We start from the raw sequence: 18,033 nt of genomic DNA on the forward strand, positions 1-18,033 counted from the left end.
GATCATGGCGAGGAGGCCGACCCTTCGGCCTCTCGCACCGATCCGTTCTCCCCCGAGGACCCGGCCTTCGCGGCTGTCGCGACAGCGCTCAGGGAAGCCGGATACCTCGATTCCTAGACCTGTCGCCGCGATCCAACCATGGATCGCCGACATGGCGGACGGGCCTGAAGACGTTCTTTCTAAAGAACCTGGCTTGAACCGAACGTTCCTCCTGTCTTTGCGTTCGAAACGGCGAGATTGTTTTCTTTTCCTTGTAAATCCTACATTCCGAACGATCCGTAGGGCGGGGATGGCCGTGTGCTGCTGTCCCCGCCTGGGCATCCGTCTTGACATCGTTCTATAAAAAGAACGAGAAGGATGGGGCGGCGGCACGTCCATATCGGCGAACGGTCGCCGTCCCGACGATGCCCGACCTCGGAGTCACGACGTGTCCGATTTTCACCGCAACCGGATTCAGCCCCTGGCGCCCGGCAGGATCGCCGGGACGGGACGGGTCCTGCGCAGGCTAGCCCTCCTCTGCCTCGCAGCGCTGCTGCCCACGGCCGGCCTCGCGCAGACCGAGCTTCTGAACGTGTCGTATGATCCGACGCGCGAGCTCTACAAGGACATCAACGCGGCTTTCGCCGAGGAGTGGAAGGCCAAGACGGGCGAGACCATCACGATCCGCGCGTCGCATGGCGGCTCCGGCTCGCAGGCCCGCACCGTGATCGACGGCATTCCTGCCGACGTGGTGACGCTCGGCATCCCCTCCGACATCGACGCCATCGCGCGCATCTCGAAGAAGGTGTCGGCGGACTGGCGCAGCCAGCTGCCCAACCAGGCCCTGCCCTACACCTCGACGGTGGTGTTCCTCGTGCGCAAGGGCAACCCCAAGGGCGTCAAGGACTGGGGCGACCTCCTAAAGCCCGACGTCAAGGTGATCACTCCCAACCCGAAGACCTCCGCTGGCGGGCGCTGGAACTTTCTCGCGGCCTGGGGTTATGCCTATGAGAAGGAGGGCCGGAACGCCGACAAGGCCAACGCCTTCGTGGGCGAGCTCTATCGCCAGGTTCCGGTGCTCGATACGGGCGCGCGGGGCTCCACGGTGACCTTCGCGCAACGAGGCCTCGGCGACGTGCTCCTGACCTGGGAGAACGAGGCCTATCTCGTCTTCGAGGAGTTCGGCCGCGACAAGTTCGACGTGGTGGTGCCTCCCACCTCGATCTATGCCCAGCCCCCGGTGGCGCTGGTGGAGGCCAACGTCGACAAGAAGGGGACCCGCAAGGCGGCGGAGGCCTACCTGCAGTTCCTCTATTCGGACAAGGCGCAGGCGCTGTTCGCCAAGCACCATTACCGGCCGAGCCGCCCGGAGGCCGCGGACAAGAAGGACCTTGCCCTCCTGCCCGACGTGAAGCTCTTCAAGATCGAGGATCTTCAGGGCAACTGGGACGACATCCAGAAGAAGAATTTCGACAGCGGCGGGCTGTTCGATCAGTTGAGCAAGGCGGGGCGCTGAACCGACCCTCCCTCTCTGCGGGGGAGGATGCCCCGCAGATGCGGGGCGGGAGAGGGACCGCGACCTTTCCGAAGAAACCTGTGCTCCCCTCTCCCGGCCCCCGCTGGCGCGAGGGCCAGCCTCCCCGCAGAGGGGAGGGACGAGACCAACTCTCCGGAATTGTCCTATGGCTGAACCTCCCATCCGCCCCCGACGCCGCTTCCGCCAGCCCAGCGTCATCCCCGGCTTCGGGATCACCTTCGGCTACACCCTGACCGTGCTCAGCCTGATCGTGCTGCTGCCGCTCGCCGCCCTGGTGCTGCGCGCCTCGCGGCTCGGATTCTCGGGGATCTGGGAGGTCGCCACCGACCCGAGGGTGGCGAGTGCGCTCCGCGTCAGCTTCGGCGTGTCGCTGCTCGCCGCGCTCACCGCCTCCGTCTTCGGCTTCATCGTGGCGTGGGTGCTCACCCGCTACGAGTTCCCCGGCCGCAAGATCGTCGACGCGGTGGTCGACCTTCCCTTCGCGCTGCCCACGGCGGTGGCCGGCATCGCGCTCGCCGCCCTCTACGCCCCCAACGGGCTCGTCGGCGCGCAGCTCGCCAAGCTCGGGATCGCGGCGGCGTACACGCCGATCGGCATCTTCATCGCCATGGTCTTCATCGGCCTGCCCTTCGCGGTGCGCACGGTGCAGCCCCTCATCGTCGAGATCGACAAGGAGATCGAGGAGGCCTCGGCGACGCTGGGCGCCGGACGCTGGCACACGCTGATCAAGGTCGTGCTGCCGCCGCTGATCCCGGCGGTGCTGACCGGCTTCGCCCTCGCCTTCGCCCGAGGGGTCGGGGAATACGGCTCGATCATCTTCATCGCGGGCAACCTTCCCTACGTGTCGGAAATCGCGCCGCTGCTCATCGTCATCAAGCTCTCCGAGTACGATTACGGCGGCGCCTGCGCCATCGCCACGATCATGCTCGGCATCTCCTTCGTGACGCTGCTGGCCATCAACCTGATCCAGGCCTGGAGCCGGCGGAGGTTCGGCTATGTCTAAGGCGATCGCACAGATGGCCCCCGTCGGAGCCGAGCGGACGGCAAGCGTCGTCACCGAGGGCGGGGCGGTGCGCTGGCTGCTGATCGCGATCGCGATCGCGTTCCTGGCCCTGTTCCTGGTGCTGCCGCTCGCCACCGTGTTCGTCCAGGCCTTCGCCAAGGGATGGCAGGCCTATCTCGCCGCCTTCACGGAGGCCGACGCCCATTCGGCGATCCGGCTGACCCTGATCACCGCGGCGATCGCGGTGCCGTTCAACCTCGTCTTCGGCGTCGCGGCGGCCTGGGCCATCGCCAAGTTCGAGTTCCGGGGCAAGAACCTGCTGGTGACGCTGATCGACCTGCCGTTCTCGGTCTCGCCGGTGGTCTCGGGGCTGATCTACGTGCTGGTCTTCGGGGCGCAGGGCCTCCTCGGGCCGTGGCTCATCAGCAACGACATCCAGATCATCTTCGCGATTCCCGGCATCGTGCTGGCCACGATCTTCGTCACCTTCCCGTTCGTCGCCCGGCAATTGATCCCGCTGATGCAGGAGCAGGGCACCGCCGAGGAGGAAGCCGCGTTGACCCTGGGCGCCTCCGGTTGGCACGCCTTCCGGACAGTGACGCTACCCAATATCCGCTGGGGCCTGCTCTACAGCGTGCTCCTTTGCAACGCCCGCGCGATGGGTGAATTCGGCGCGGTCTCGGTGGTCTCGGGCCACATCCGGGGCCTTACCAACACGCTGCCGCTCCACGTGGAGATCCTCTATAATGAGTATAATTTCGTTGCCGCTTTCGCCGTCGCCTCCCTCCTTGCCGGCCTCGCTCTTGTCACCCTCTTCGTCAAATCCGTCCTCGAATGGCGCTTCAGCGACGACATCGCGGCAGGCGCACGGCGGCACTGACGCGCGCGGCTCCACGGCGATCCGCGTCGAGGGGCTGTCGAAGACCTTCGACACGGCCGCCGTCCTGCACGACCTCTCCCTCGACGTCCGGGCGGGCGAGTTGCTGGCGCTGCTCGGCCCCTCTGGCTCGGGCAAGACGACGCTGCTGCGGATCATCGCGGGCCTCGACTTCCCCGACCGCGGCCGCATCATCTTCGGCAGCGACGACGCCACGCAACTGCCCGTGCAGAAGCGGGCCGTCGGCTTCGTGTTCCAGCACTACGCTCTGTTCAAGCACATGAGCGTCGCCGAGAACATCGCCTACGGACTCAATGCCAGGAAGCGCTCCGAGCGCCCCGCCCAGGCGGAGATCAAGCGCCGGGTCGGCGACCTCCTCGACCTCATCAAGCTCTCGGGGTTCGCCGACCGCTATCCCTCGCAGCTGTCGGGAGGCCAGCGCCAGCGCATCGCGCTCGCCCGGGCGCTCGCGGTGGAGCCGCGCGTTCTCCTGCTCGACGAGCCCTTCGGCGCGCTCGACGCGCAGGTGAGAAAGGATCTACGGCGCTGGCTGCGCGAGATCCACGACCGCACCGGCCAGACCACGATCTTCGTGACCCACGACCAGGACGAGGCCCTAGAGCTGTCCGACCGCGTCGCCGTCCTCGACAAGGGACGGCTCGAACAGGTCGGCACCCCCGACGAGGTCCAGGAGGCGCCGGTCTCCCCCACGGTCCTCAAGTTCCTGGGAGACACGATCGAGGTCGAGGCGCTCGCGCAGGACCGCCAGGTCCGGGTCAATGGCCGGCTGACGCCGGTGGCGGCTCCCGCCGGCCTCGTCGGCCCGGTGAAGCTCTACGCCCGACCCTGGCAGCTGCAGTTCGCCGAAGCCGAGCATGCCCATCTCACCGGCGTCGTTCGCTCCTCGTACCGGAGCCAGGGGCGCCAGCGCATCGAGGTCGACAGGGTCGAGGGCAAGGCCGTGGTCGTGGAAGCTTCGGACACCGCGCGGCTCGCCGCCGGGACGGAAGTCGGCCTGCGCATTGTCGGCGGCCATGTTTTCAAGGACTGAGGAGCGTTGGCGAGGCGTCCCTCGACCGCCGGCCCGCCGGTCCCCGGCGGATCGAACGACGCTATGGAATCAGGCGGCCGGACGGCTGGCCGAACTCGTCGATCGCCAGGAACCGCGATCTGAGAGCCTGATCGATCTTACGAAGATAGAACTCCACGTGACCGGCGCGCGTCTCGGCCGCATCGGCCCGTTGGCGTGCCTCCTCCAGCGCGGACTCGCATTCCCGGCAACGAAGATCGGCCTCCCACGCCCTGAGGGTGGCATCGCGTAGGCCCGCCTCGGCGGCCATCGCATGCTGTTTCCAGGTCTCGGCCGCGTGGAGGGCGGCCTGCATCTCGTGCTGAAAGCGTTGTCTCTCGTCACGGGTCTGTCTGAGGAGGCCCAGACCGCAGACCGAGATGGTTTCGAGCTGCTGTTCCATCCGGGCCATCGACGCCGAGGCGTGTTCGACGAGCCTCAGGGTGAGGGACGCGTCGACGGGCATCGTTCCGATCGGCGCAACGCTGTCATCCGCCCAGGCTGGCAAACGGGCCGGCAGGGCGATCGCGGTGATGACGTCGACCGTCGCGGGCGCGCTCGACGACAAGCTGATGCTCTTACTCATAGTCGGTCTCGAATACGGGTGCGGTCCGATGTTTAGGAGTCGGAGGCCTGGACCCCGCTTGCGGGTTCGGAGTTCTCGTAAGCCTCGTTGATCGAACGCAGGGCGGCCGGACGGGTGAAGCCCGTCACGATCGCGTCGTGCAGCCGTGCGAGCCAAGCCTCGGCTTCGCTCGCGCGCTTCTCCGCCATCCGGGTGCGCTCCTCGGCCTTTTCGGTCCGCCGCTCGGCGGCGGCGACTTGCGCTTCGAGCAGCCGGGCCCGTTCCTGGGCCTGGGCCGTCACCCGTTCCAGCTCCTGCTCGAGATCGCCGGAGCGCTCCTCGCTGATCCGGATGGCGGCCGTGGCCTCGTGAATGAGGTCCAGGGCCGACGACCAGTCGCGGTCACCCGTTGGGGCGGAGGGCTCGCCCTGGCTCGACCCTCGGGACGTCGCCTTGAGGGTGACCACGGGTTCAGCGGTCCTCAATGCCGGCAAGCCTGTCTCCGACCTGCCCCGCATGAGCCAGGTCGCCATCGGCGGGGGGTCGTTGTCTCGCATGGCATTGTCCGTCACGCGCTTGCTCCCTCGATCGTTGGTTCATGGACGACGCATGACGCATCGTCCTTACAGGCCCTTGTCCGCGGGCGTGAACGGCCTGACGTTGCTCTCTTCGGGCGAGGTAGCGACAGGGATCTGACTGGACGCCTCCGCGTGCGGGACCCCGTCCGTCTCCCTGAAGCCCCGCGACGTGCGCCGCAGCGCCTCGTGCTGCTTCTGGAGGGAAACACGGCTCTCCCGCGCGATGTCCAGGGCGCCCTGCGCGAGCTTGCGCTCGGATCGCTCGTTGTGGAGTTCCTCGACGAGGCGGTGGTTGACGGCCTCGAAATCCGCCCGCTCGACCTCCTGGCGACGGACCAGCTGGTCGATCCGGTCGGACAGGCTGGCGGCACGGCTCGTCGCCTGCTCGATGGCCGCGTCCTTGGCCGCCATCGCCTTGACCAGCATCTCGCAGCGATGGTCGAGTTCCGAGTGCAGCCTCTGCATCTCGAGAAACCTCTCGGTCTGCCGTGCGAGATCGGATTGCGTGCTCTCCAGGCGGCGCTCGAGGGTCACGCGTTCGATCGACGCCTCCTTCAAGCCGCGTTCGGCGACCCGGCCGGCCTCGTCACGCTCCCGCAGCTGGTTGCGGAGTTGCGTGATGAGCTGCTCCGTCGTCGCCAGGCGGGCCGTCGCCGCCTCCATCCTCATCGCCAGGCTCGATCGTTCCGTGCGGTGGCCGCTGATCTCCGTCTCGTATTGAGCCTGGGCGTTCTCGCGAGCGGAGATCTCGGCCGCGAGCTGCTGCTCCAGGGTTCGCTGGGCCTGGCGAGAGGCCTCAGCCTGGCCTTCGAGGTCGTGGCAGCGGGAGACCAGCTCGACGAGCTTGCCGCCCTGGTCCTCGCTGAGGATCTGGAGCCGCTTGTTGTCCTGATCGAGGACGGTGCGCCGTTCGCGCAATTCCAGGAGTTCGCTTTCGGAACGCGACAATGCCTGGTCGATCGACTTCGCCTCGATGCGAAGGGCCTTGCTCTCGGCCGCCAACGTTCGACTCTGTTCGGTTTCGGCGAACAATTGCCGTTCGAGGTTCTCCGCGGCCAGCGACCGGTCGCGCAGGTGGACGCGGAGGCCCTCGATGGCCTCGTCCCTGTCGTGCAGGCTCGCTTCCAGATGCTGGATCTGCGCGAGGGCGGCCGTCAGATCGTTGCTGGACGTGGCGAAGCGCTGGGACACGTCCGCGAGCTCGCGCCGCATCGAGGACACGGAGGCTTGCTCCTGCACCAGCAGAGCTTCGACTTCGGAGATCCGCACCTTGGCGCGCGGAAGTTCGTCGGCGATGGCCACGATGGGCTCGAGGAGCGCCGAGAAATCCGCCTGAAGGGACTTCAGATCGTCCAGACGGTCCGACATCTCGCCGATCTGGAAGCGCACGGTTTCGTTGCGCTGCCCGATCGCGTCCAACGAAGAAACGCCGAAGTCCCCACTCCTCTTCGATTTCTTCTCGAGGTCGTTCGTTGGTATTACTGAGTTCCTGTCGCTCTCATGACGGGAATTGTCATCTTCATGTTTTGCGCGAAGTCTCGTTTTGATCGCATTCGGCGGCGTGGCTCTCTTGAAATTGATCCATGCCATTTTCTGGATTCCGCAATGGATAGTTAGTTGTAGATAAAGATTCTTATAACACTGATTGAAAAAGGTGGTTTGATTGTCAAGCCCACCCACATGCACTTTCGCGTGGGGGGGACGGGTTATGCCCTGCAAGGCGGCTCCGCAGATCCCAGGATCGGGACGACAGGCATTCTTGCATCACGTACAGCGGGTCGGCGACGCTGAGCGCTCACGTTTCGCGCGCATGCGCGGTTTGACGGTCGATGCCTTCGATCCGGCAGGATGTGCCGCCTGGCGATGAAGCGCAAGGAGGCATCATGTCGGGCCGCGGGGTTGCCGGGGGACCGATCTCGGTGCTGGCCGAGACCCTGGCGGAGGGCGCGCCGACCGCAAGCGCTCCAGCGCCATTGCCGAATCCGCCAACCCAGGGCCTATCGGGCCGGCGCTCCCGGAGGTCGGTTTCTGCGGATCCCACGCCCTGCCGTCCTTCCACTGCAACCTGCTCAGGAGGGGTCGGGCTCGCGCGTCCGGCCGCGACCGAAATCCGGCTCGGCCGTCTCCTGGCCGACCGCCACGATCCCGCGGCGGATCGCGCGGGTGCGGGTGAACAGGGCATGCAGCGCGTCGCCGTCGCCCCAGCGGATGGCGCGTTGCAGCGCCGAAAGATCCTCGTTGAAGCGTCCGAGCATCTCCAGCACCGCGTCCTTGTTGGCGAGGAACACGTCGCGCCACATGGTCGGGTCGGAGGCGGCGATACGGGTGAAATCGCGAAACCCGCCGGCGGAGAACTTGATCACCTCGGACTGCGTCACTTCTTCGAGGTCCGCGGCAGTACCGACGATGTTGTAGGCGATGAGGTGGGGCACATGGCTGGTGATGGCGAGCACGAGGTCGTGGTGCTCGGGCGTCATGCACTCGACGATGGCGCCGATCGTCTCCCAGAAGGCCTGCACCCGCGCCACCGCTTCGGGCTCGCCCTCGGGCAGGGGCGTCAGGATGCACCAGCGCCCGGAGAACAGGGTCGAGAACCCGGCATCAGGCCCCGAATACTCGGTCCCGGCCACCGGATGGGCCGGCACGAAATCGATGCCGGGATCGAGGTGGGGCGCCACGGCGGCGGCGACCGCGACCTTCACGGAGCCGACATCCGACACGACGGCACCGGGCTTCAGATGGCCGGCCATGGCTTTGGCCACTTCGCCGGCCGCACCCACCGGCACGCACAGGATGACGAGGTCGGCCTGTGCCACGCCGGCCGCGAGATCGTCGGTGACCTCGTCGGCAAGCCCGAGCGCCCGGACACGATCGAGTACGGTCGCGTCGCGGTCGATGGCGACGATGGTCTCGACCGCACCATAGTGCCGCGCGGCCCGGGCGATCGAGGAGCCGATCAGCCCGAGCCCGACGACGGCGAGGCGGCGGAACGGCGCCGGGGCGGTGTCAGCCTCGGGCACGCGCATCCTCCGATGAATTGCCCCGTACGAACTCGGTGAGCGCGGCGAGGAAAGCCTCGTTGGCGGCTTGCGTGCCGATGGTGACGCGCAGCGCACCGGGAAGGCCATAGGCCGAGACCCGCCGGACGATGACGCCGCGCGCGGTGAGATGGGCGTCGGCCTCCGCCGCGGTACGACCGGGGCTTTGCGGGAAATGCACGAGGATGAAGTTGGCGACGCTCGGCGTGACCGTGAGGCCCAGAGCCGCAACACCCTCGCTCATCCGGGCGAGCCACGTGTCGTTGTGGGCCACCGCCGCGGCAACGTGCGCCTCGTCGGCGATGGCCGCCGCCCCGGCGGCGATCCCGATCCCGGAGAGGTTGAACGGCCCCCGGATGCGGTTGACCGCGTCGACCACGTCCGGTGGTCCCACCATCCAGCCGATCCGCAGGGTCGCGAGGCCGTGGATCTTCGAGAAGGTCCGGGTCATCACGACGTTCTTCGAGGCGAGCACGAGGTCGAGCCCGGCGCCGTAATCGGCGGCGCCGACGTATTCGGCGTAGGCCCCGTCGAGGACGAGGAGAACCTGTGCCGGCAGGCCGGCATGCAGGCGCCGGATCTCGTCGAACGACAGATAGGTGCCGGTGGGGTTGTTGGGGTTGGCAAGATAGACGATCCGCGTGCGCGGGGTCACCGCGGCGAGCAGCGCGTCGACGTCGGCCTTCAATTCGCGCTCGGGGACCACCACGGGCGTACCGCCGGCGGCGAGGATCGCGATCCGGTACACGAGGAAGCCGTGCTCGGTGTAGATCCCCTCGGTTCCCGGTCCCATGAAGGCGTAGGCGAGGAATGACAGCAATTCGTCCGAGCCCGCGCCGCAGACGATCCGGGCCGGATCGAGCCGATAGCGCGCCGCGATGGCATTTCGCAGTTGCGTGGCGTTGCCGTCGGGATAGAGGGCGAGCTTCGAGGCCGCCTCGGTGAGCGCCGCAAGCGCCTTCGGGCTCGGGCCGAGGGGGGTCTCGTTCGAGGAGAGCTTGTGGACCGGATGCGCGCCGGGCGCCCCGCTCTTGCCGGGCACGTAGGCCTCGATGGCGAGAACCCCCGGGCGTGGCACCGGGCGGTCGGCGGGCAGATCGGGTTCAGCGGTCATGACGGTTACGGCGCCGGAGCGAGGGCGAAGCCGCCCCTCTAGCGCATTTCGCGTGGCGATGGACACAGGCGTCGGCGCAAAAGGATTGCCGCATGCCTCTGCCGGACCAGGCGAAGCGCGTCCCGCATCGATCGCCCGCCCCGATCGAAGGAATCCCGCATCACGGCCCGGCGGGAATCCGCTCGGCATCCGGCGCCGGGCTCGCGCTGCGTGCTTCGGCGGCCGCCTTGTCCGCGGCGGCTCGGTCCGCGGCCGCGCGCTCCAAGGCGGCCTTGTCGGCAGCGGCCTTGTCGGCCGCGATCCTTTCGGCTGCGATCCGTTCCGCCGCGGCGCGCTCCGCCGCCGCCCTGATCGCCTCAGCCCTTGCCCGATCCATCTCGATGGGGGCGCGGCGGCGCTGACGCTCGCTCTGATCGGCCTCGAACAGCTCGATGCTCTCCAATTCGCGCTTGAGGACGAAGGCGGCGAGTCCGTTGGTGAGCGGCCCCGGATCGATGCTGCGCTCGGGCTTCGCGAGGCTGCCCGCGTAACCGAACTGGATCGTCGGCGGGCCGGCGCTCCAGGCCCGCGGGCTTGCGGCTGCGGTCAGGATGCCGCGCGCATCGAGGCGCCCGCCGCGCAGGTCGAGGGCGAGGCTCCCGGTCCAGCGCCCCCCGGCGAGATCGAGGGTCAGTGGCGCGGCCCGGAGGATGCCGCCGACGAGGGTCGTCGGCACGCTCGCCGGACCCTTGGCCACGAAGGGACCGATCGCGAGGGCCTCCGACACCATTCCCTTGAGGCGTCCCTCGCGCAAGGGGTCCTCGTCCTCCAGAGCGCGGGAGAGAGCGCGGCCGATGCCGGCGGGATCGCCCTCCGGCAGGCGCAGGTCCGACAGGGTCAGGCTGCCGCTGCCGCCGAGGTTGTTGGCAAGGCCGACCACGCTCTCCCCCGAGGCGCCGAAGCGCAGGGAGGCCGAGACCCTGGCGGCGATGGGTCCAGGGCCGGCGAGCCCGGCGAGATCGGCCGCCTCGATGCGGCCTTCGCCCGCCACCGAGGCGGCACTTCCCTGGCGGGCGATCGTCGCCGCTCCGGTGATCCGGCCGCCCGCGAGCGCTCCCGAGAGGTCGTTGAGGCTCAAGGTGCCGTCGGCGAGGCGCAGGTTGAGGGCGGCCTCCGACGCCACGAAGCCGCGGCCGAGGTCGAGGATGTCGGCGCGCAGCGCCAGGAGGAGCGGCGGCCGCTCCGGCGCGGGCGCGAAACGCGCACTCGACAGGCTCGCATCGAGGCCCGGCGCGGCGCGCGGGTCGGTGGGCAGCGCCAGCACGCCGACGAGCCAAGGAACCGACAGCCGTCGCAGGCCGATGCTCCCTCCCACATCCCCGTCCGGCGCCCGCGATAGGTCGGCCGTGACGGGATTGTCCGCGATGCGCCCGCTCATCGCCACGCGGGCCTCATCGCCCGACCGCGACAGGCTCATGGTGAGGTCGGCGGGCAGCGGTCCCTGGATCGACGCGCTACGGCCGAAGGCGAGATCGAGGGCGGGGGCGAGGTCGGCGGTCTCAAGGGCGATCTCGCCCGCATCCGGCGGCAGCAGGCCGGGTTCGACCAGGATGGGCTTCCTCGTCGACAGGGCGAGACCGGCGACGGTCCCGTCGAGGGTGACGCTGAGCGGTTGCGGGCCCTCGCCCGCCCCGGCCCGACGCCCCGTGAGGGTGAGGCGCGCCGGCTGGCGCGACGCCGCGTCGGACCGCCCGACCCAGCGGCCGGCCTGGGTCGTCGCCAGGGTCGCATCGAGGCTGGCGATGCGGCCGGCTCGGCTCAGGAGCGTCAGATCGAGGTCGCTGCCCGCCGCGCTGCCCTTGGCCGCGGCTTTCAGCGAATCCGCCGCGCCGGCTTCCCGCTCGAGGGTGATGTCGAGGTCGAGGGCACCCTGGCGGAGGAAATTCGGCAGCAGCCGCGCCTCTGCCACCCAGACCCGGTCGAGCAGGGCGAGCAGGGGGGCGGCCACCGGCGCGGTGATTCGGCCGGCGATGCGGCCGGACCCATCCGGCGCGATGCGGCCCGAGAGCTTGGCATTGGCGCCCGCGAGATCGCTCACGTCGAGGGCGTCGATGGTCAGCGCCGGGCCGTCCGACTGGATGCTGGCCGCGATCGTGCCGCCGGCTCCCGCGGGTCTGCGCTCGCCGGGTACGGAGTAGCGCAGACCCGTGGCCCTCAGGGTCAGACCGAGATCGTGGCCGCGCAGGCCGCCGAGGGCCTGGGCGAAGGAGGGCAGCGTCGCGATGTCGACGCCCTGGGCGGCGAGCTGGGCGTCGAAGCGTCCGCGCCCGCCGGCCTCGCCCTGCGTGTAGCGGGCGTTCCCGGTCACCCGAGCTTCGCCGAGCGCGAGGCGCAGGTTGCGCAGGGACAGGGTCGGCGCGGCTGCGGCGATATCCGCCGCGGCCTGGATCGGCCGGCCGTCCATCACCGCAACGGCCGGCCCCTCGAGGCCGAGCTTGCGCAGGTAGCGGCCGAACCCCTCCGATGCCGGTGCGTCGACGGAGACCTGTCCGGTGAAGCGCGCCGCGGGCTCGGTGTCGAGGCTGCCGGTGGCCGAGAGCCGCGCGGCTCCGGGTGCCCTCGCCTCGAAGCGGCGCAGGACGAGGCCACCGCCGCGGTCGAGGGTGAGGCCGAGGGCGAGATCGGACCAGTCGTCGAGGCCGAGCGAGAGGCTCTCGATGCCGAGATCGAGGTCGACCAGAACCGGGAGGCCCGTGGCCACGGCCGGCCATCCGCGGCCGATCAGGGCCTGCCCTTCCGTGGAGAGCAGGAAGCCGTCGAGATCGATGCGTCGGGCGTCCAGGGCCAGGGCCGCACGGGCATTGCGCAGATCGATCTGCCCGGTACCCGAGAAGCGCAGCGCCTTCCCGCCAGGATCGATCTCGGCGGTCACCGTTTCGAGGCGCGCCACCGATCCGCGCGCCTTGAACGCCCCGGACAAGGTGTAGGGCAGGTAGGGTCCAGCCGCCTGGACCGGTGGCCCGACGACGACCCGGACCGTCCCCTCCGCCTCCGGCAGGACGGTCCGGAGAGGGCCGGCGGGCGCGCCCGCGACGGGAACGAGGCCGACCCGCGCCTCCAGCTCGAAGCGCGGGCGGCTGTCGCCGCCGCCCGACGCCTTGACGCCGACGCGGCCGTCGGCGCCGAGCTCGCCGGTGGCGATCCGGAACGGCAGGCCCGATTGCGAGCCGGTGATCCGCCAGGGGCCGGAGAGGCGCGGCGCATCGAGACGGACGTCCTCGGCGCGGACCTGGTCGGTGCGGCCGGTCCGGGCCGCCACCGTGGTGACGAGGAGCTGCCGGATCGAGAGGTCGTCCACCGCCGTGTCGCCGTCATCGGCGAAGCGGTCGGCCGGCAGGAGGAGCGCGTCTCCCTCGCTCACCGGAAGCCGGATCTCGGCCCGCCCGATGCGGGTCTCGGTGAAGCGGATCTCGCCGCGCAGGAGCGGCGTCAACCCGATCTCGGCCTTCACGAAACTGAGATCCAGGGTGGGCTTGTCCTCGCTCCTGCCGTCGCCGAGGTGAAGCCGGTCGAGGCGTAGCCGCGGGGACGGCAGCAGCCGCACCGCGATCCGTCCCTCGCTGCGCGCGGGCAGCCCGGTCGCACGCGAGATCGCCCGGTCGACGAGCGCGCGCTGTCCGTCCCACGGGAAGAAGGGTGGAATCGCCAGCGCCGCCACGAGGATCACGATGACGGCGCCCGCGACGGCGGTCAGGATGTCACGCACCAGACTCTCTTCCCGTGTCGCCCCCTCTGCGGGGAGGATTCACGGGGTGCGCGATATCGTTCCGGTCTCGGGTCTCGCCGGTCCGGTCGCTCCCCCGTGCGGCGCGCATAGCATACCGGATGAAGCGGCGCTTCAGCGTCGGGGCACGACGATCGGCGCCGCCGCAGGCGGAGCCTGGAAATCCTGGTTGCGCTGGATCTGCATCCGCGTCTGGTTGTTCTCGAACTGCTGCTGCTCCCGGATGCCTCGGATCTCGCTCTGGGTCGACAGGCGGTCGTTGGTGTTGTTCAGGGTGTTGGGGTTGCCAGAGAGCTGGGCCGAAGCCGGGGCCGAGGCGATGATCGCGAAGGCGGCGAGCGTGGTCAGGCGGAGGCGCATGGGCTGAGTCCCTATCGAGTGTTGTCGTGGCTCCGACGATATGGAAGACGACGCCGGCGGACTGAATCCGGTTCCGGGCCGCCACGCCAAGTCGCAGGCGTCCCTGCCGACCCTCGACGCCGTTCGCGTTTTGGTCCAGTGAAGCGGGCATGAAACAGCAACCCGGCGCGGCCGTCGCGCCCGCTCCAGGCTCCATCGCGGCGCGCGCCATGGCGTCCCTGCGGCCCCAGGGCGAGCCCTATCTCGAAGGGCTCAACCCCGAGCAGCGCCGTGCCGTCGAGACGACGGAGGGACCCATCCTCGTGCTCGCGGGCGCGGGCACCGGCAAGACGCGGGTTCTCACCACGCGCATCGCTCACCTCGTCTCGACCGGCAAGGCGCGGCCCTTCGACATCCTGTCGGTGACCTTCACCAACAAGGCCGCCCGCGAGATGAAGCTGCGCATCGGCGCGCTGATCGGGCCGGCGGGCGAGGGCATGCCCTGGCTCGGCACCTTCCACGCCATCGGCACCAAGATCCTGCGCCGCCACGCCGAGCTCGTCGGCCTGAAATCCGACTTCACGATCCTCGGCATGGACGACCAGCTCCGCCTGATGAAGCAGGTCATCACCGACCAGAACATCGACGAGAAGCGCTGGCCGGCCCGGGCCCTGTCCTCGGCCATCGACGGCTGGAAGAACCGGGGCCTCGGCCCCGAGCAGGTGCCGCCGGGCGAGGCCGGCGCCTTCGCCTTCGGCAAGGGCGGCGCCCTCTACACCGCCTACCAGGCGCGGCTCGCCACCCTCAACGCGGTCGATTTCGGGGACCTGCTGCTCCTCTGCCTCAAGCTCTGGCGCGAGAACCCGGACGTGCTGGAGACCTACCAGCAGCGCTTCCGCTACATCCTCGTCGACGAGTACCAGGATACCAACGTCGCCCAGTACCTGTGGCTGCGGCTCCTGGCGCTCGGCCACCGCAACGTCGCCTGCGTGGGCGACGACGATCAGTCGATCTATGGCTGGCGCGGGGCCGAGGTCGACAACATCCTGCGCTTCGAGCACGACTTCCCGGGTGCGGCCGTGGTGCGCCTGGAACGGAACTACCGTTCCACCGGCCACATCCTCGCGGCCGCCTCAGGCCTGATCGCGAAGAACGAGGGGCGGCTCGGCAAGACCCTGCGCACCGAGGACGTGGCCGGCGAGAAGGTCACCGTGTCGGGCGCCTGGGACTCGGAGGAGGAGGCGCGCCAGCTCGCCGAATCAATCGAGGGATTCCAGGCCAAGGGCCATGCCCTCTCCGAGATCGCCGTGCTGGTGCGGATCTCGGCGCAGATGCGCGAGATCGAGGACCGCTTCGTCCAGCTCGGGCTCCCCTACCGCGTCATCGGCGGCCCGCGCTTCTACGAGCGCGCCGAGATCCGCGATGCGCTCGCCTATCTGCGCGTCACCGCCAATCCCGCCGACGACCTCGCCTTCGAGCGCATCTTCAACACCCCGAAGCGGGGCTTGGGCGACGCGACCCTGCAGACCCTCCACGCCCATGCCCGCGCCCGCAAGGTACCGCTGCTGCTCGCCGCCCGCGGACTGATCGAGACCGACGACCTGAAGCCCAAGGCCCGCTCGACCCTGCGCGCCCTCGTGGAGAGTTTTTCACGATGGGCGCGGCTCGTGGAGGGCCAGCCGCAATCGGAGGTCGCCCAGACCATCCTGGAGGAATCCGGCTACACCGAGATGTGGCAGAAGGACCGCTCGGCCGACGCCGCCGGGCGGCTCGAGAACCTCAAGGAGTTCGTGCGCTCCATGGAGGAGTTCCCGGATCTCGGCGCCTTCCTCGAGCATGTCTCCCTCGTCATGGAGGCGAGCGAGCAGGAGGGGGCGGACCGCGTCAGCCTGATGACCCTGCACGCCGCCAAGGGGCTCGAATTCGACACCGTGTTCCTGCCGGGCTGGGAGGATGGGCTGTTCCCCAACCAGCGCGCGCTCGACGAGAGCGGCCGCGCCGGGCTCGAGGAGGAGCGGCGCCTCGCCCATGTCGGGCTGACGCGAGCGCGCAAGCGCGCCAAGCTCTCCTTCGCCGTCAACCGCCGCATCCACGGCCTGTGGTCGTCCACGGTGCCGAGCCGCTTCATCGACGAATTGCCGCAGGAGGCCGTCGACGTCATCGACGCGCCGGCGCATTTCTCGGCCGGTGCGTCACGTTTCGATCGGCAGGCGCCGTTCGGCTCGTCCTATGCCACGCCAGGCTGGCAGCGCGCCCAGGCCAACAGCGCAGAGAGCGCCAGGCGCAGTCAGGACTTTTCGCGGCCGACCGGCCGAAGCGGCGGTCCACGCCAGATCGACGGCGAGCTCGTGGCGACATCCACCGGTACAGCCTCGGCTTTCACGGTGGGAATGCGCGTCTTCCACATGAAGTTCGGCCCCGGCGACGTCGCCGGAGTCGATGGCAACAAGCTGACCGTTGACTTCGACAAGGCCGGCCGGAAGATGGTGCTCGACAGCTTCATTCAGCCTGGATGAAGCGTCCTTCCGGTCCGTCGAGGGCCGGAGTGCCTCCGCTGACGACGGCGAGGACCGGGATTGCGATGGAAGTGTACCCCGTCCGGGTCCAGCATTCTCTCAATCTTACACGTTCGTTCATCAAATCCTGTCGTCATGGCCCTGTCGCGTGCATCGCGGCATGGTGTGTGCACGGCAAAACCATCGCGGAGCGTCGTGAGGGCAACCTAATATCCACAGACGTCTCATCGGCGGAGGGAACTCGCCGCTCTCGATGAGTTTAGTCTGTGTAACGGAGGATTACAGCAAGGGTTGGGACGTAGCGAAGCGAAGCGTTGGCAAGTCCAGATTGGCAAGTCCAGTTGGAGTGTTGTTCGATGAAAAGACGGCGCACACGACTTGAGTTGGTTGACGAGCACCCGGCCCGATTGCACCGAACGCGTTTCGACGAGGAGCGAAACCTAAGTCCGATCCAACCCCTGACCGACCGGCAAGCGCAGTATCTCGACGCCCTCGCCCTCCACAGCCAGGTCATCGTGCTCGGCCCCGCCGGTACCGGCAAGACCTACATCGCCGGAACCCGCGCCGCCGACCAATTGCGGCAACGCCGGATCTCCAAGGTGATCATCACCCGGCCCAACGTGCCCTCGGGCCGCTCGCTCGGCTTCTTCCCCGGCACGCTGGAAGAGAAGATCGCCCCCTGGGTCGCTCCCCTGACCGAGACCATGAAGGAGCGCATGGGGGCCGCCGCCTTCGACATCGCCTGCAAGACCGGCGACATCGAGGTCGTCCCCTTCGAGGTGATGCGCGGGCGCACCTTCAAGAACTGCCTCGTCATCTTGGACGAGGCCCAGAACACCACCACGGCCGAGATCAAGATGTTCCTGACCCGCATCGGCGACGATTGCCAGGTCATCATCAACGGCGACGTCTCGCAGACGGATCTGCGCGAGACCTCCGGCCTGCGCACCATCATCCATCTCATCAAAAGCCGGATGATGCCGATCCCGATCGTGGAGTTCACCCTCGACGACATCGTCCGCTCCGGCATATGCGCGGATTGGGTGCGTGCCTTCGAGGAAACGAAACTCTGACTTGAGTGTTGTCTGCGGCAGGCCCGAACGGGAGCCTGCCGCACGCCCCGGCTTGCGAGATTCTTCTCCGGCGCGTCGCGACGGGGGAAGCAACCGGGTGCCGCGCTCGGGAAACAGAGAACAGGATGGGTCTCATGAGGAAATTGACTTTCGCCTTCGCCGTGCTCGCATCGCTGGGCGGTGCAAGCCTCGCCACCTCCGCGTCGGCCGCGCCTGGGGTGCCCATGGGCGTCACCGCGCCGGATGCCGTCACCACTACCGTTCAGATGCGCCGGATGGAGCGCCGGATGGAAAGGCGGATGATGGAGCGCCGCATGATGAGGCGTCAGATGATGAAGCGTCGGATGATGCGCCGCATGTGACCGATCGGTTCTGATCGAAACGGAAAGGGTCCCTCGCGGGGCCCTTTTTTGTGCGTTCTGCGCAGCCTCGAAGGAGGGTTGGGTCGGGCTTCCGGTGTTTCCCGACCCACCTTTGTCATTCCGGGGCCGCGAAGCGGAGCCCGGAACCGAGAGCCGCCGAGGCGGCAAGTTCGAGAATGACCTGCGGTTGTGGATTCCGGGCTCGCCTGAGCCAGTCCTC

At 68.8% G+C, this 18,033-nt stretch carries 14 protein-coding genes; 7 read left to right on the forward strand and 7 right to left on the reverse strand.

The features are described from left to right. Nucleotides 1-460: 460 nt before the first annotated feature. The 4 genes from ACFE7U_RS13470 (at nucleotide 461) to ACFE7U_RS13485 (ending at nucleotide 4,447) form a co-directional block, all read left to right on the forward strand. The gene (locus ACFE7U_RS13470) at nucleotides 461-1,495 is read left to right on the forward strand and encodes a sulfate ABC transporter substrate-binding protein (RefSeq protein ID WP_375410246.1); all 1,035 of its coding nucleotides are present in this window, start codon (nucleotides 461-463) and stop codon (nucleotides 1,493-1,495) included. 166 nt (nucleotides 1,496-1,661) lie between these two features. Then, nucleotides 1,662-2,519 (forward strand): sulfate ABC transporter permease subunit CysT, encoded by an 858-nt coding sequence (gene cysT, locus ACFE7U_RS13475; RefSeq protein WP_375410234.1) that lies wholly within the window; start codon nucleotides 1,662-1,664, stop codon nucleotides 2,517-2,519. Then, nucleotides 2,512-3,399 carry a sulfate ABC transporter permease subunit CysW gene (cysW, locus tag ACFE7U_RS13480; protein ID WP_375410235.1) on the forward strand — a complete coding sequence of 296 codons (888 nt, stop codon included), beginning with the start codon at nucleotides 2,512-2,514 and terminating at the stop codon, nucleotides 3,397-3,399. The genes cysT and cysW overlap by 8 nt, the downstream gene beginning before the upstream one ends. 19 nt (nucleotides 3,400-3,418) lie before the next feature. Beyond that, entirely contained in the window at nucleotides 3,419-4,447 is a 1,029-nt protein-coding gene (locus ACFE7U_RS13485; protein WP_375410247.1) for a sulfate/molybdate ABC transporter ATP-binding protein, read from the forward strand. 61 nt (nucleotides 4,448-4,508) lie between these two features. On the opposite strand, the gene ACFE7U_RS13490 is transcribed toward ACFE7U_RS13485, so the two are convergent. From ACFE7U_RS13490 to ACFE7U_RS13520, 7 genes are all read right to left on the reverse strand, one after another. After that, a complete protein-coding gene (locus ACFE7U_RS13490) occupies nucleotides 4,509-5,033 on the reverse strand; it encodes a hypothetical protein (protein ID WP_375410236.1) in 525 nt (174 codons plus the stop codon). Between the two features lie 50 nt (nucleotides 5,034-5,083). Then, nucleotides 5,084-5,497: a hypothetical protein gene (locus ACFE7U_RS13495; RefSeq protein WP_375410237.1), complete on the reverse strand. Its 414-nt coding sequence runs from the start codon at nucleotides 5,495-5,497 to the stop codon at nucleotides 5,084-5,086. Nucleotides 5,498-5,653: 156 nt separating this feature from the next. After that, on the reverse strand, nucleotides 5,654-7,327 hold the full coding sequence (locus tag ACFE7U_RS13500; RefSeq protein ID WP_375410238.1) for a chromosome partitioning protein ParA: 1,674 nt from the start codon (nucleotides 7,325-7,327) through the stop codon (nucleotides 5,654-5,656). Between the two features lie 350 nt (nucleotides 7,328-7,677). Further along, a complete protein-coding gene (locus ACFE7U_RS13505; protein ID WP_375410239.1) occupies nucleotides 7,678-8,628 on the reverse strand; it encodes a prephenate/arogenate dehydrogenase family protein in 951 nt (316 codons plus the stop codon). Then, the gene (hisC, locus tag ACFE7U_RS13510; RefSeq protein WP_375410240.1) at nucleotides 8,615-9,760 is read right to left on the reverse strand and encodes a histidinol-phosphate transaminase; all 1,146 of its coding nucleotides are present in this window, start codon (nucleotides 9,758-9,760) and stop codon (nucleotides 8,615-8,617) included. Before hisC ends, ACFE7U_RS13505 begins: the two co-directional genes overlap by 14 nt. 160 nt (nucleotides 9,761-9,920) lie before the next feature. Next, a complete protein-coding gene (locus ACFE7U_RS13515; RefSeq protein WP_375410241.1) occupies nucleotides 9,921-13,505 on the reverse strand; it encodes an AsmA family protein in 3,585 nt (1,194 codons plus the stop codon). Between the two features lie 132 nt (nucleotides 13,506-13,637). Next, nucleotides 13,638-13,883: a hypothetical protein gene (locus ACFE7U_RS13520; protein ID WP_375410242.1), complete on the reverse strand. Its 246-nt coding sequence runs from the start codon at nucleotides 13,881-13,883 to the stop codon at nucleotides 13,638-13,640. A 149-nt stretch (nucleotides 13,884-14,032) separates the two neighbouring features. Here ACFE7U_RS13520 and ACFE7U_RS13525 point away from each other — a divergent pair, with 149 nt between their 5' ends. From ACFE7U_RS13525 to ACFE7U_RS13535, 3 genes are all read left to right on the forward strand, one after another. Continuing rightward, nucleotides 14,033-16,378, forward strand: coding sequence for an ATP-dependent helicase (locus tag ACFE7U_RS13525; protein WP_375410243.1), 2,346 nt, complete (start codon nucleotides 14,033-14,035; stop codon nucleotides 16,376-16,378). Between the two features lie 356 nt (nucleotides 16,379-16,734). Beyond that, nucleotides 16,735-17,451, forward strand: coding sequence for a PhoH family protein (locus ACFE7U_RS13530; protein WP_375410244.1), 717 nt, complete (start codon nucleotides 16,735-16,737; stop codon nucleotides 17,449-17,451). Nucleotides 17,452-17,585: 134 nt separating this feature from the next. Next, nucleotides 17,586-17,813 (forward strand): hypothetical protein, encoded by a 228-nt coding sequence (locus tag ACFE7U_RS13535; RefSeq protein WP_375410245.1) that lies wholly within the window; start codon nucleotides 17,586-17,588, stop codon nucleotides 17,811-17,813. The last annotated feature ends 220 nt before the right edge of the window (nucleotides 17,814-18,033 follow it).

It is taken from the genome of uncultured Methylobacterium sp., from assembly GCF_964251405.1.
Taxonomy (GTDB): Bacteria; Pseudomonadota; Alphaproteobacteria; order Rhizobiales; family Beijerinckiaceae; genus Methylobacterium.